Genomic DNA, 14,044 nt, shown 5'->3' on the forward strand with positions numbered 1-14,044 from the left:
CCGATGCTTGATAAAGTCGCTTGCGCGTCTGTTATCGGTTTGGTTGGACGATAGGCACCATTTCTTAGGCATCATTCGGAGGCTTATGAGGCGCTGTTCCGTACTAGACGGGGCCAATCATAAAAAGGTGAATGAGCAACTGATAGTTATAATGCACCATCCGTGCCAACTTTATAAAAATATTTACATCACATTGTTTATTAACGATAATTTATTTTAACGTCACTTACAGCACTCTACCTGGGTAGTCGAGTTTGAGTAATAATCCGACATACCGTCGCCAAAACACGACAACTAAACCCAATCGATTTAACCACCATTAAAATCAATAGGTTAAATGTCTCCTTTTAGAGACGGTTAATATAGCCTTTGTCTCAAAAAACCGACGCCTAACCTAACCACTTAAAAAATAAGGAAATAAAAAGGCGCCAACGCGGCGCCCTAGTAAACACTGCCACCAACACCAGGTTAAATCACCCCAGTTGCTTGCGAGCGTTGCGGAACATGCGCACCCAAGGGCTATCTTCACCCCACTCCTCTGGATGCCAGGAGTTGCTCACGGTGCGGAACACACGTTCAGGATGCGGCATCATTACGGTAGCGCGGCCATTGCTGCTGGTGACTGCCGTAATCCCATTCGGAGAACCGTTCGGGTTGGCAGGGTAAGCTTCGGTCACTTGGCCGTGGTTGTCGACAAAGCGCAACGCCACCAGGCCATGATGTTCCAACGCCGCCAGATGCGCTGCGTCGCGCACTTCCACATGGCCTTCACCATGAGAAACGGCAATCGGCATGCGCGAGCCTGCCATACCCTGCATGAACAGCGACGGGCTACTGGCAACTTCTACCAGACTGAAGCGCGCTTCGAAACGATCAGACAGGTTGCGCACAAAGCGCGGCCAATGTTCGGCCCCCGGGATCAGTTCACGCAGGTTAGACATCATCTGGCAACCATTACACACGCCCAGCGCCAAGGTCTGCGGGCGATGGAAGAAATCGGCAAACTCATCACGTACACGTTCGTTGAACAGTATCGATTTCGCCCAACCTTCCCCTGCACCCAGCACGTCTCCATAGGAGAAGCCGCCACAGGCCACCAGCGTGTGGAACTCTTGCAGATCGCGACGGCCTGCCAGCAGATCGCTCATGTGAACATCAACCGCATCGAAACCGGCACGGTGGAACGCCGCGGCCATCTCAACGTGGGAGTTAACCCCTTGCTCACGCAATACCGCAACTTTAGGGCGAGCGCTCTTGGCGATATAAGGTGCCGCGATGTCGTCATCGGTCGCGAAAGTCAGCTTGACGTTCAAGCCAGGATCGCGTTCATCCTGCTTGGCCTGGTGCTCCTGATCGGCACATGCCGGGTTATCGCGCAGGCGCTGCATCTGCCAGGTGGTTTCAGCCCACCAGGTACGCAGGTTGCTGCGGCTTTCGCTGTATACCGGTTTGCCAGCGCTGGTAATAACGAAACGATCGCCACTCAGTGCCTGGCCAAGATGATGCACGTTATCCGTCAAACCGTATTGGGCAAACACTTGCTGCACTTCAGCCAACTGCGCAGCAGGCACCTGGATCACCGCACCCAGCTCTTCGTTGAACAAGGCAGCCAAGGCGTCGGAACCCAGCGCCTGAATATCGACTTCCACGCCGCAATGCCCGGCAAACGCCATCTCGGCCAAGGTGACCAACAGGCCGCCATCGGAACGGTCGTGATAGGCCAACAGCGCACGATCCGCCACCAGCCGCTGCATCGCGTTGAAGAAACCGGCCAGTTGCTCTACGTTGCGAACATCGGCTGGCTTGTCGCCCAGTTGGCGATAGACCTGTGCCAACGCCGTTGCCCCCAGGGCATTGTGGCCATTACCCAGATCGATCAGTAACAGCGCGCTATCACCCTTGTCGGTACGCAGTTGCGGCGTCACGGTGTGGCGCACATCTTCCACGCGGGCAAATGCAGTGATCACCAACGACAGCGGTGACGTCATTTCCCGCTGTTCATTGCCTTCCTGCCAGCGGGTTTTCATCGACATCGAGTCTTTACCCACCGGAATGGTGATCCCCAGTGCAGGGCAAAGTTCTTCACCTACCGCCTTCACCGCTTCATACAGACCGGCATCTTCGCCAGGGTGGCCCGCTGCGGCCATCCAGTTGGCAGAAAGTTTCACCCGCTTGAGCGAACCAATTTCCACCGCAGCCAGGTTGGTCAGCGCTTCCCCTACCGCCAGGCGGCCAGAGGCGGCAAAATCCAGCAAGGCGACGGGAGCACGCTCACCGATCGACATCGCTTCCCCGTAATAACTGTCCAGGCTGGCCGTGGTTACCGCACAGTCGGCTACCGGGATCTGCCACGGGCCGACCATTTGATCACGCGCAACCATGCCGGTGACGGTACGGTCGCCAATGGTGATCAGGAAGGTTTTCTCCGCGACGGCTGGCAGATGCAGCACCCGCTTGACCGCATCGGCAATGGTGATACCAGCACGCTGCAACGCTTCGCCGCTCGCCTGTTGACGTTTCACGTCACGGGTCATTTTTGGCGTTTTGCCCAGCAGGACATCTAACGGCATGTCGATCGGCTGATTATCAAAGTGACGATCGTTGAGCGTCAGATGGCGTTCTTCCGTCGCTTCACCAATCACCGCGAAAGGCGCGCGCTCACGGCGGCAGATTTCCTCAAAGGTCGCCATCTGCTCAGGCGCTACCGCCATCACATAGCGCTCTTGGGATTCGTTACACCACACTTCCAGCGGGCTCATGCCCGGCTCGTCGTTGAGAATGTCACGCAGTTCGAAACGGCCACCGCGGCCACCGTCGCTAACCAGTTCCGGCATCGCGTTCGACAGACCACCGGCACCCACATCGTGGATAAACAGGATCGGGTTGCTATCGCCCATCTGCCAGCAGCGGTCGATCACTTCCTGGCAACGGCGTTCCATTTCCGGGTTATCACGCTGTACCGAAGCAAAATCCAGATCGGCATCAGACTGGCCAGAAGCCATCGACGAAGCCGCCCCGCCGCCCAAACCGATATTCATCGCCGGGCCACCCAGCACCACCAGTTTGGCGCCAACGGTGATCTCACCTTTTTGCACATGATCGGCGCGGATGTTACCCAGGCCACCTGCCAACATGATCGGCTTGTGGTAGCCGCGCAGCTCAACGCCGTTGTGGCTATTGACGCGTTCCTCATAAGTACGGAAGTAACCCACCAGCGCCGGGCGCCCGAACTCGTTGTTGAACGCCGCACCGCCCAATGGGCCGTCGGTCATGATATCCAGCGCGGTGACGATGCGATCCGGCTTGCCGAAATCCTGTTCCCAAGGCTGTTCGAAACCCGGAATACGTAGGTTGGAAACCGAGAACCCTACCAGGCCCGCTTTCGGCTTCGCACCACGGCCGGTTGCGCCTTCGTCGCGGATCTCACCGCCAGAACCGGTCGCAGCTCCTGGCCAAGGCGAGATCGCCGTTGGGTGGTTGTGGGTTTCCACCTTCATCAGGATGTGTGCTTCTTCCTGATGATAGTCATACAGGCCGCTTTGCGGCGCGGCAAAGAAGCGCCCCACCTGTGAGCCTTCCATCACCGCCGCGTTGTCTTTGTAGGCAGAAAGCACGTAGTCCGGCGTCTGCTCAAAGGTATTTTTGATCATTTTGAACAGCGACTTCGGTTGCTGTTCGCCGTCGATGACCCAATCGGCATTGAAAATCTTATGGCGGCAATGCTCAGAGTTGGCCTGTGCGAACATGTACAGCTCAATATCCGTTGGGTTGCGCCCCAAATCGGTAAAGGCGGCCAGCAGGTAGTCGATCTCATCCTGCGCCAGCGCCAACCCTAACTTGGTGTTGGCCTGCTCTAGCGCGCTGCGGCCTTGCCCCAGGATATCCACCGTCTGATACGGGGTGGGCTGATGATGAGAGAACAGTTTTTCTGCCTGTTGCAGCTTGCTGAATACCGTTTCCATCATGCGATCGTGCAGCAAGGTGGCAAGCTGTTGCCACTGGGCATCGGTCAAGGTCGGCGCGGTGACATAAAATGCCAGGCCGCGCTCAAGACGAACCACCTGCGTCAAGCCACAGTTATGGGCGATATCGGTGGCTTTGGAAGACCACGGCGAAATGGTGCCCGGGCGCGGCGTCACCAACAGCAGGCGGCCTTGCGGAGCATGTTCAGCGAGAGAAGGACCGTACTTGAGCAACCGTTGTAGCTTGGCCTGCTCTTCGTTGCTTAGCGGTGCGCTGACATCGGCAAAGTGCACGTACTCGGCATAGATATCACCGATCGGGAGTTGAGCATCCTGGCAGCGGGACAGTAGTTTGGTAATACGAAAAGCCGACAAAGCGGGCGAACCACGCAGTATTTCCATAATCAAAGTTCTCTCGTCTTCGAAGCAACTGGGTTCAGCACTTCATTGGGCGCAGCAGGGGGAAAACGCGCGCCATTATAGTTAATCCACGCCGCCGACGAAACCGTTTGCGTAGCTATTATTGATAAAAGCTATTCCCTCCATCGAATTCTCATAACCTATCAATAAAGTTGCGCGTTGGCGTAATGTTACGCAAAATGCCCCGGCACTGGTGATTTAACCATGAAAAAAAACTGATTCCGGTCAACATAAAGCGTGCCTCTATTTTGAGATAACTATTTGAAACGCCTAAAAGTAAATTACATTCTAATCGGTGTTGTGGCCCTGCTACTGGCGCTTGCCCTGTGGCCCAATATCGCCTGGCGTGGTGGACAGGGGGGCCAACTCGAGGCGATCAAATCGCGGGGAGAACTGCGCGTCAGCACGTTAAACTCACCGTTAACCTATTTCACTACCCCACAGGGGCCGAGTGGCTTTGACTATGAGCTGGCCAAAAGCTTTGCCAACTACCTGGGGGTCAAGCTGGTGGTGATCCCTCACCAAAACATCAATGACCTGTTTGACGATCTCGATGATGACAATGCCGATCTGCTCGCCGCCGGGTTGATCTACAACCGGGATCGCCTCAGCCGATCCAGTACCGGCCCGGCGTATTATTCCGTTTCCCAGCAGTTGGTTTACCGGCTGGGGACCACGCGGCCAAAAACCTTTGCCGATATCAAAGGCAAGCTGGCGGTGGCCTCTGGTTCGGCACACGTCAGCACGCTAAAGCAGCTCAAGCAAAGCAAATACCCCGACCTGAGTTGGGAAGCGTCGAGCGATCTGACGTCGAAAGAACTGCTGGAACAGGTGGCCGATGGCAAACTGGATTACACCATCGGCGATTCCGTGACCATTGCCCTGCTGCAGCGCATCCATCCGCAGCTGGCCGTCGCTTTTGACATTACCGATGAAGAGCCTGTGACCTGGTATCTGAAGCGCAGCGATGACGATAGCCTGTACGCCGCGCTGCTGGATTTTTATAGCCAAAGGGTAGAAGACGGTACGCTGGCCCGGTTGGAAGAGAAGTATCTGGGGCACGTGGGCAGCTTTGATTACGTCGATACCAAAACTTTCCTTTCCGCCATCGACTCGGTATTGCCCACTTTCCGCTCGCTGTTTGAAAAGTATGCCAGCGAAATTGACTGGAAGCTGCTGGCCGCCATCGCCTACCAGGAATCGCACTGGAACCCGCAGGCGACCTCCCCCACTGGCGTCCGTGGTCTGATGATGCTGACCAGAGCTACCGCCGACGGCCTGGGCGTCACCGACAGGCTCGATCCGGAACAGAGTATTCAAGGCGGGGCGCTTTATCTGCAGCGTCTGATGGAGAAGGTGCCCGACACGGTGCCGGAGGATGAACGGATCTGGTTCGCACTGGCCGCTTATAACATGGGCTGGGGCCATATGCTGGATGCGCGTAAACTCACCAAAAACCAGCAAGGCAACCCCGACAGTTGGGTCGATGTGAAACAGCGCCTGCCGATGCTTAGCCAGAAGCGCTATTACCCGTCACTCACCTATGGCTATGCCCGTGGCCGCGAAGCCTATAACTACGTGGAAAACATCCGCCGTTATCAGGTCAGCCTGGTGGGCTATCTGTTGGAAAAAGAGAAGAAGGCAGTAGAAGCAATGAAACAGGCCGAACTGGCCAAGGGCTATCCGGCCGTCGAAGCCAAGCTGGCGCTAGCCCTGTAGTTATTCTCGGCTTCGAGTTATTCTCGGCTTGGAGTTATTGCGGGTCTTTTCCGGCCCGTTGCGCCAGTTTCAGCGCTTTTTTCTGCTCGCGCCGCATGCGGAAAAAGTGGCTGAGGGTGGCAGCACACTCTTCTGCCAACACGCCTGAGACGATTCTACCTGATGATTCATGCCCGGATGGCGCAGAATATCCACCAGCGAACCCACAGCTCCGGTCTTCTCATCGGCCGCACCGTATACCAGACGACGGATACGGCTGTGCACCATTGCCCCCGCGCACATCACGCAAGGCTCCAACGTGACATACAGCGTGGCATTCAGCAGGCGGTAATTCTGCAATACCGCCCCCCCCTGCCGCAGCGCCATAATTTCAGCATGAGCGGTGGGATCGTGGCGGCCGATCGGCCGATTCCAACCTTCGCCAATCACCTGATTGTCCAGCACCAGCAGCGCACCTACCGGCACCTCACCTTCTTCCTGCGCACGTTGAGCCAGGCTTAACGCCTGACGCATCCAATACTCATCACTATATTCATTCACCACTTCAATCCTCGTGCGCATCGCGGCGGGCATTATACACAGTAGACCCTTTTGCCGCAGCCACTCGGCCATGTTGATGCAAATAAGCTTGAAAAACCCTGAACCTGCCACGTTTGTCTATCGCTCAAAACGCCACCAACAAATCAATAACATCATATTTAATGATGATTAAATTTTGTTCATTTCTTAAAATTTCAGATAAACGTTATAAACTGGTGGAAAATCAAGCTGTAGAATTAAGCAAATTTTTCCTAGCTAAATTGTGATAGATCATATTCTCTTAAGCATTAGCGAGGTAATGTTTACCTCACGCAAAAAGCCTTTATAAGGAGTAGGTTATGGCTGCCTCAACATTCTTTATCCCTTCCATCAACATGATTGGTTCCGGCTGCCTGGAAGACGCGGCAAAAACCATGAAAGAGCATGGCCTCCATCACGCACTGATCGTGACCGACAAGGTTTTGAACGGCATTGGCGTCGTGGCTCAGGTGCAAGCGCTGTTAGCGGCACAGAACATTGAAAGCTGCGTCTATGACGGCACACATCCCAACCCGACCACGGAGAACGTAAAACAGGGCCTGGCACTGTTGCGCGAACATCACTGTGACTGTGTCGTTTCTCTGGGTGGCGGTTCGCCGCATGACTGTGCGAAAGGGATTGCCCTGGTCGCCGCTAACGGCGGGGAAATCAAAGACTATGAAGGGGTCGATCGCTCAGCTAAGCCGCAGTTGCCGGTCGTCGCGATCAACACTACAGCAGGTACCGCTTCGGAGATGACGCGTTTTTGTATCATCACTGACGAAGCGCGCCACATCAAAATGGCGATTGTCGACAAGCACGTCACCCCAATCCTGTCAGTCAACGATCCTCACCTGATGGCAGGCATGCCGAAAAGCCTGACCGCCGCCACCGGTATGGATGCTCTGACCCACGCAATCGAAGCCTACGTATCCAGCGCCGCCAACCCAATCACCGATGCCTGCGCGCTGAAAGCCGCCACCATGATTGCCGAGTCTTTACGTGACGCGGTTAACGATGGGCAAAACATGCAGGCACGCGAGAACATGGCCTATGCCCAGTTCCTGGCCGGTATGGCATTTAATAACGCCTCATTGGGTTATGTGCACGCGATGGCGCACCAGTTGGGTGGCTTCTACAACCTGCCACATGGCGTGTGTAACGCCGTACTGTTGCCGCACGTGCAAGAGTTCAATACTCAGGTTGCCGCTGGCCGTCTGAAAGACATTGCCGCCGCGATGGGCGTTGATGTTGCAGGCCTTAACGATCAGCAAGGAGCTGCTGCTTGTATCGCCGCCATTCGCCAACTGGCGAAAGATGTGGGAATTCCTGCTGGCTTACGCGATTTGCAGGTCAAAGAAGAAGACTTTGCTACGTTAGCCACTAACGCCCTGAACGATGCCTGTGGATTCACCAATCCAATCCAGGCGAGCCATGAACAGATCGTGGCAATCTTTAAAGCAGCCATGTAACCGCTGCCAGGCTCCCTCATTTTGCTGGGGGAGCCTTATTTAATCCAACTGCTGTAACTCGCCCTCTTTACCCACCCGCCAGCGATGTTCGCAAAAATAGAGCAGAGGGTTATCCTGTTTGCTGTCGCTGTAGCCACTAAACAGTTTCAATGGCGCTCCTAGACGCTGCTCCAGTTGCACCACCTTTTGTGTACCCAGACAGCGCATGGGCAACACCCAGCCCCCGTAACGACGCTCGATGCTGCTCCCCACCAACCGTACCCATGGCAGGAACGCAGAATCCCGATAAACCTGTTCCACCAGCCGTTCTGGCGAACCGGTGATCAGCCACACTTGAGCATCCTGGGCATCCAGGTATTGGCGCAAACGCATCTGCACGACAGGAAACGCGGTGACCTTCCGGCGGAAATAGTCGACAAACTTCGCCTCCAGCGCTTTCAACCTAGACTCTGAACGGCCAAAGGTCATTGCCCACAATAGCAGGCTCATGGGCCAGCGTGTCGCCCGCCCACCGATCAACAAGCCTAATCCGATAAAGGGTAGCAACGGCACCACCAGCAACAGGTTCAACGGCAGATGCCGTAACAAAAAGCGCAGGAAACTGCCAAACATGTCTTCCTGATGCAAAGTGCCATCCAGATCGAAAAACACCACGCGCTGGGCCTGTGCAACCGGTTTGTCAGTCAAGCGATACTCCTCAGGATTGTTGATCCCATTATGCAGGTGAAAATACAACCGGCTATTATCGTAGTCACTAGACCGACCAGATACAACCGACATTGGTCAACGCCAAAGGTGTATACCGCACGCAGGTAGCCATATGGCTATGATGTTGCTGCAAGCGCTTTAGCGGCCTGCTTATAAAATTTATCCCTGCACGTTTTGCCCACTCGCGTGGCAGAATGCTGGCTGGCTCAAAGGAAAATACTATGAGTACCCTTCTTCGCATTCGTCAGATGTACCCAACGCTGGCGCAAAACGATCGCAAACTGGCGGACTTTCTGTTGGATAACGCCGAACAGGCCCGTCACCTCAGCTCACAAAAGCTAGCCCAGTTGGCCGGTGTCAGCCAATCGAGCGTGGTCAAGTTCGCCCAAAAGCTGGGCTACAAAGGATTTCCAGCGCTGAAGCTGGCGTTGAGTGAAGTGCTGGCCCAACCGCAGGTCGCACCGCTGGTGACCGTCCATAACCACATCCTGAGCAGCGATCCGCTTAAAACCGTCGGTGAGAAATTGCTGGTAGAAAAGCAGGCCGCATTGCGGGCCACCCTGGATATCAACAGCGAACAGCGGCTGCATACCGCCCTGGAGATGCTGCGTATGGCACGGCGGGTTATCTTGGTTGGCGTCGGGGCTTCCGGGCTGGTGGCCAAAGACCTGTCGTTCAAGCTGCTAAAGATTGGCGTGATGGCGGTGGCAGAAGCGGATATGCATGTACAACTGGCGACGGTACAGACGTTGAGCAAAGAGGATCTGTTGCTGGCGATCTCGTTTAGCGGCGAGCGGCGTGAGATCAACCTGGCCGCCGAAGAAGCACGTATTGCCGGAGCCAAGGTACTGGCACTGACCAGCTTCTCGCCTAATGGCCTACAGCAACGGGCCGATCACTGCCTTTATACCATTGCGCAAGAGCCCAATATCCGCAGCGCTGCGATCTCTTCCAGCACCGCGCAGTTCGCCCTGACCGATCTACTGTTTATGGCGCTGCTCCAGCACAATCTCGATCATGCCCGCGATCGCCTCCGCCACAGCGAACAGTTAGTGAAAAAACGGGTATAAGGCGTATAATCTGCGCTCCGCGAAATACCCCTGTAAATAATGAGAGAGTTGCCATGGCCCTGCTAATCACACGCAAATGTATCAACTGCGACATGTGCGAGCCGGAATGCCCGAACCAAGCGATTTCAATGGGGGATGAGATTTATCAGATCGATGCCAACCGCTGCACCGAATGCGTGGGGCATTACGAGACCCCGACCTGCCAGCAGGTGTGCCCGATCGATAACACCATCATTACCGATCCGCAGCACGTAGAGAACCAGGAACAGCTGTGGGACAAGTTTGTCGTGCTGCACCATGCCGATAGCCTGTGAGTTAAATGCCCCTTTCCCAAAGGGAGAGGGGACCGATCGAGCTATTTATCGTTACTGAGCTCACCTTTGCTCTTCCAACGAATGTGCCACAGACTTACTTCTGTAACAGACGGCGACACCTAACTAGCTCCTTCTCCCTGTGGGAGAAGGTTGGGATGAGGGGACTGAGCAATCCCGCACCTGAAAACCACTCAGGGCAGATCCTTCCTTACCCCTCGATGATCACCGTAGCACAGGCATAGCGGCGTTCATCCGCCAGAGAAACGTGGATCGACTTCACCCCCATCTCCTGCGCCAACTCGGCAGCACGTTCATGCAGCCGGATGTTGGGTTTCCCCAGCCCATCATTAAACACTTCGAACTGATTGAACGCCAGGCCGTTGCGGATGCCGGTGCCAAACGCCTTGGCGGCGGCCTCTTTGACCGCAAACCGTTTCGCCAGGAAGCGTACCGGCTGCTGGTGCTGCTGATATACCTCCCATTCGGCCGGGCTTAACACCCGGCGAGCCAGGCGATCGCCGCTGCGTTGCACCACCGCTTCGATACGCGCCATCTCCACGATGTCGGTTCCCAAGCCCAGTACTGCCATTAGCGACGCGCTTCCCGCATCAGCAGTTTCATGTCCGCCACCGCGGCCGGTAAACCGCTCATCACCGCCTGGCCAATAATGGCATGGCCGATATTCAGCTCATGCATCTCTGGCAGCGCGGCGATCGGCTGCACGTTATGATAGGTCAAACCGTGGCCCGCATTCACCTTCAGGCCTTTGCTGGCCGCATAGGTGGCCGCTTTGGCAATGCGCTTGAGCTCGGCTTGAATGGCCAGGTCGCCCTGCGCTTCGGCATAGGCACCGGTATGGATCTCAATATAGGGCGCACCGACGGCCACCGCCGCATCGATCTGGCGGTGATCGGCATCGATAAACAACGAAACCAAAATGCCAGCCTGTGCCAGGCGTTCAACCGCCACGGCCATTTTGTCCTGCTGCCCAGCCACGTCCAGGCCACCTTCAGTGGTCACTTCCTGACGCTTTTCCGGCACCAGGCAACAAAATTGAGGTTTCAGCTCAATGGCGATATCCAGCATTTCATCGGTGACGGCCATTTCCAGGTTCATACGAGTCTGAATGGTTTGGCGCAGGATACGCACGTCGCGGTCGGTGATATGACGGCGATCTTCACGCAGATGAACCGTGATGCCATCGGCCCCCGCCTGCTCGGCAATAAATGCCGCCTGCACCGGGTCCGGGTAGTTGGTGCCACGTGCGTTACGTAACGTGGCAATATGATCGATATTGACGCCCAGCAGTAAATCAGCCATGACAACCCTCTACTAAATCATTTTCAGTAGCAGCAGTTTACACGGGCGAGCAAAACGGCAAAAGCAGAAACCGCTTAGGCTTCGTCAACGGGGGTATCGGGTTGCTTGCGCACGAACTGGCGAAACAGTTCGCGGCTCTTCAGCGGCTTACCGCCGAGATAGGGTTTTAGCGCCATGCGGGTAAAGCGCTTGGCTGCACGCAGGGTTTCTGCATCAGGGAATTGGCGTTCATCCAGGGCGCGGAGTTCACGGCCGCTAAAGCTGTAATGATCCACCACCAGGCTGGCGATAAAACCTTTTTCTTCGCGATAGCGATAGGTCATACCGTCATCCACCGGCTCGCCGCTGCCAGCACAATGGAGGAAATCCAGCCCGTAACCCAGGTGCCCCAACAGTGCCAACTCAAACTGCCGCAGAGCATGCTCCGGGGAGCTGTCTTCCGCCGCCAGGGCCTGTAAGCATTGCAGATAATCGAAGAACAACACCGAATAGTTGCCTTCCTGCTCGAGCACCCGTGACAACAGTTCGTTCACGTAAAGGCCGCTGTAAAGCATCATGCCGCTGAGGGGTAAACCAAGAGAGACGGCTTCGGCACCGCGCAGCGTTTTAACTTCGCCACGACCGCCCCAGCGTACTAACAGAGGAGTAAAGGGTTGCAAGCAACCCTTTAAATTGGAACGGCGACTACGTACGCCTTTCGCCAGCAAGCGCACCCGCCCATGACCTTCCGTGAACAGATCCAGCATCAGGCTGGTTTCACTAAAGGGCCGCCCATGCAGGACGAAAGCGCGCTCCCAGCCATCCATAGGAGGTATTATTTCAGGTCGTCGGTATAGCCCAGGCTACGCAGCGCACGTTCGTCGTCCGCCCAGCCCGATTTCACTTTCACCCACAGTTCCAGATGCACTTTGGCCTCAAACATCTGTTCCATGTCCTGACGGGCTTCAATACCGATAGTCTTGATCTTCGACCCTTTGTTGCCGATCACCATCTTCTTCTGGCCTTCACGCTCAACCAGGATCAGACCGTGCACGTCGTAACCACCGCGCTCATTCGGTACAAACTGTTCGATCTCGACCGTCACCGAGTAAGGCAGTTCCTCACCCAGGAAACGCATCAGCTTTTCACGGATGATTTCCGACGCCATAAAGCGCTGGGAACGGTCAGTGATGTAATCGTCCGGGAAGTGGTGTTCCGCTTCCGGCAACACTTTACGTGCGATAGCCGCGATAGTGTCCACGTTCATGCCTTTTTCGGCAGAGATCGGCACCACATCAAGGAAATTCATCTGCTGGCTGAGGAACGCAATGTGCGGCAACAGCTTGGATTTGTCGGAAACGTTGTCGACCTTGTTGATCGCCAGCAGAACCGGGCTTTTCAGGCTGCGCAGCTTGTTGACCACCATTTCATCATCGGCAGTCCAGTGCGTGCCTTCCACTACGAAGATCACCAGCTCGACGTCGCCGATTGAGCTGCTGGCCGCGCGGTTCATCAACCGGTTGATGGCGCGCTTTTCTTCGATATGCAGACCCGGGGTGTCGACGTAAATGGCCTGATAAGCGCCATCGGTATCGATACCCATAATGCGGTGACGGGTCGTCTGTGGTTTACGCGAGGTGATGGAGACTTTTTGCCCCAGCAGTTGGTTCAGCAACGTGGATTTGCCCACGTTGGGACGACCTACGATCGCAATAAAACCGCAGTATTGTTTTTCTTCGCTCATTCAAGCTCCAGCTTTTTCAGCGCTTGTTCCGCTGCCGCCTGCTCGGCTTTACGGCGGCTTGAGCCGGTGCCCACCACGGGCTCGCTCAAACCACTCACCTGACAGTGGATAGTAAACTCCTGATCGTGCGCCTCACCGCGAACCTGCACTACCAGATATGAAGGCAACGGCAGATGACGACCTTGTAAAAACTCCTGCAAGCGGGTTTTCGGGTCTTTCTGCTTATCACCGGGGCTGATTTCGTCCAACCGGCTACGATACCAGTCCAAAATCAGGCGCTCGACGTTTTGAATATCGCTATCCAGGAACACACCGCCAATCAGTGCCTCCACCGTATCCGCCAGGATCGACTCGCGGCGGAATCCACCACTTTTCAGCTCACCCGGCCCAAGGCGCAAACACTCACCCAAGTCGAATTCGCGCGCCATCTCCGCCAGCGTATTGCCCCGCACCAGCGTGGCACGCATGCGGCTCATATCTCCCTCGTCTACGCGAGGAAAACGGTGGTACAGCGCATTGGCGATAACAAAACTGAGAATCGAATCACCCAGAAACTCAAGACGTTCATTGTGTTTACTGCTGGCGCTACGGTGAGTTAACGCTTGCAGTAAGAGCTCCTGCTGTTGAAAAGTGTAGCCCAGCTTCCGCTGCAGCCTGTTTATTACGATGGGGTTCATGAGTTACCAATAGATCAAGAATGCGTCAAAAACTTGCAGCATACGGAACAGGCCTGCTTTGCCAAAAGCCAATCCAAAGCTGTTTCGTTTGCAGTGGCGCC

The 14,044-nt window shown here is 55.5% G+C and carries 11 protein-coding genes and 1 pseudogene; 4 read left to right on the forward strand and 8 right to left on the reverse strand.

All coding sequences use genetic code 11. The features are described 5' to 3' along the window. Positions 1 to 473: 473 nt before the first annotated feature. Positions 474 to 4,367, reverse strand: a complete 3,894-nt coding sequence (gene purL, locus ACLQ7H_RS20300; protein WP_411754232.1) for a phosphoribosylformylglycinamidine synthase — start codon at positions 4,365 to 4,367, stop codon at positions 474 to 476. Between the two features lie 276 nt (positions 4,368 to 4,643). On the opposite strand from purL, the gene mltF reads away from it, so the two are divergent. Next, complete coding sequence (gene mltF / locus ACLQ7H_RS20305) at positions 4,644 to 6,101, forward strand: membrane-bound lytic murein transglycosylase MltF (RefSeq protein WP_411754225.1); 1,458 nt, start codon at positions 4,644 to 4,646, stop codon at positions 6,099 to 6,101. 34 nt (positions 6,102 to 6,135) lie between these two features. Here the strand turns inward: mltF and tadA are convergent. Continuing rightward, positions 6,136 to 6,641: pseudogene (gene tadA / locus ACLQ7H_RS20310) on the reverse strand (tRNA adenosine(34) deaminase TadA). 338 nt (positions 6,642 to 6,979) lie between these two features. Here tadA and yiaY point away from each other — a divergent pair. After that, positions 6,980 to 8,131, forward strand: coding sequence for an L-threonine dehydrogenase (gene yiaY / locus ACLQ7H_RS20315; protein ID WP_411754226.1), 1,152 nt, complete (start codon positions 6,980 to 6,982; stop codon positions 8,129 to 8,131). Positions 8,132 to 8,170: 39 nt separating this feature from the next. Here the strand turns inward: yiaY and yfhb are convergent, their stop codons facing one another. Beyond that, positions 8,171 to 8,818 (reverse strand): phosphatidylglycerophosphatase C, encoded by a 648-nt coding sequence (gene yfhb, locus ACLQ7H_RS20320; RefSeq protein ID WP_411754227.1) that lies wholly within the window; start codon positions 8,816 to 8,818, stop codon positions 8,171 to 8,173. A 242-nt stretch (positions 8,819 to 9,060) separates the two neighbouring features. Between yfhb and ACLQ7H_RS20325 the strand changes: the two genes are divergently transcribed. Both ACLQ7H_RS20325 and ACLQ7H_RS20330 read left to right on the forward strand, forming a co-directional pair. After that, complete coding sequence (locus ACLQ7H_RS20325) at positions 9,061 to 9,909, forward strand: MurR/RpiR family transcriptional regulator (RefSeq protein WP_411754228.1); 849 nt, start codon at positions 9,061 to 9,063, stop codon at positions 9,907 to 9,909. 53 nt (positions 9,910 to 9,962) lie between these two features. Then, complete coding sequence (locus ACLQ7H_RS20330) at positions 9,963 to 10,223, forward strand: YfhL family 4Fe-4S dicluster ferredoxin (RefSeq protein WP_021807691.1); 261 nt, start codon at positions 9,963 to 9,965, stop codon at positions 10,221 to 10,223. 208 nt (positions 10,224 to 10,431) lie between these two features. On the opposite strand, the gene acpS is transcribed toward ACLQ7H_RS20330, so the two are convergent. The 5 genes from acpS to rnc form a co-directional block, all read right to left on the reverse strand. Next, positions 10,432 to 10,812: a holo-ACP synthase gene (acpS, locus tag ACLQ7H_RS20335; RefSeq protein WP_411754229.1), complete on the reverse strand. Its 381-nt coding sequence runs from the start codon at positions 10,810 to 10,812 to the stop codon at positions 10,432 to 10,434. Next, a complete protein-coding gene (gene pdxJ, locus ACLQ7H_RS20340) occupies positions 10,812 to 11,543 on the reverse strand; it encodes a pyridoxine 5'-phosphate synthase (protein WP_179245670.1) in 732 nt (243 codons plus the stop codon). The genes acpS and pdxJ overlap by 1 nt, the downstream gene beginning before the upstream one ends. Positions 11,544 to 11,617: 74 nt before the next feature. After that, complete coding sequence (gene recO, locus ACLQ7H_RS20345) at positions 11,618 to 12,349, reverse strand: DNA repair protein RecO (RefSeq protein ID WP_411754230.1); 732 nt, start codon at positions 12,347 to 12,349, stop codon at positions 11,618 to 11,620. Between the two features lie 8 nt (positions 12,350 to 12,357). Further along, positions 12,358 to 13,266: a GTPase Era gene (gene era, locus ACLQ7H_RS20350; protein WP_411754231.1), complete on the reverse strand. Its 909-nt coding sequence runs from the start codon at positions 13,264 to 13,266 to the stop codon at positions 12,358 to 12,360. After that, positions 13,263 to 13,943, reverse strand: coding sequence for a ribonuclease III (gene rnc / locus ACLQ7H_RS20355; protein ID WP_004953587.1), 681 nt, complete (start codon positions 13,941 to 13,943; stop codon positions 13,263 to 13,265). The genes era and rnc overlap by 4 nt, the downstream gene beginning before the upstream one ends. Positions 13,944 to 14,044 lie beyond the last annotated feature (101 nt).

Source organism: Serratia sp. (in: enterobacteria) (assembly GCF_046715635.1).
Lineage (GTDB): Bacteria > Pseudomonadota > Gammaproteobacteria > Enterobacterales > Enterobacteriaceae > Chania.

Bases quoted from the DNA above. Each gene is read 5' to 3' on its own strand.
- yiaY (WP_411754226.1), top strand. From the start codon at position 6,980: ATGGCTGCCTCAACATTCTTTATCCCTTCCATCAACATGATTGGTTCC.
- ACLQ7H_RS20325 (WP_411754228.1), top strand. From the start codon at position 9,061: ATGAGTACCCTTCTTCGCATTCGTCAGATGTACCCAACGCTGGCGCAA.
- ACLQ7H_RS20330 (WP_021807691.1), top strand. From the start codon at position 9,963: ATGGCCCTGCTAATCACACGCAAATGTATCAACTGCGACATGTGCGAG.
- acpS (WP_411754229.1), bottom strand. From the start codon at position 10,812: ATGGCAGTACTGGGCTTGGGAACCGACATCGTGGAGATGGCGCGTATC.
- pdxJ (WP_179245670.1), bottom strand. From the start codon at position 11,543: ATGGCTGATTTACTGCTGGGCGTCAATATCGATCATATTGCCACGTTA.
- recO (WP_411754230.1), bottom strand. From the start codon at position 12,349: ATGGATGGCTGGGAGCGCGCTTTCGTCCTGCATGGGCGGCCCTTTAGT.
- era (WP_411754231.1), bottom strand. From the start codon at position 13,266: ATGAGCGAAGAAAAACAATACTGCGGTTTTATTGCGATCGTAGGTCGT.
- rnc (WP_004953587.1), bottom strand. From the start codon at position 13,943: ATGAACCCCATCGTAATAAACAGGCTGCAGCGGAAGCTGGGCTACACT.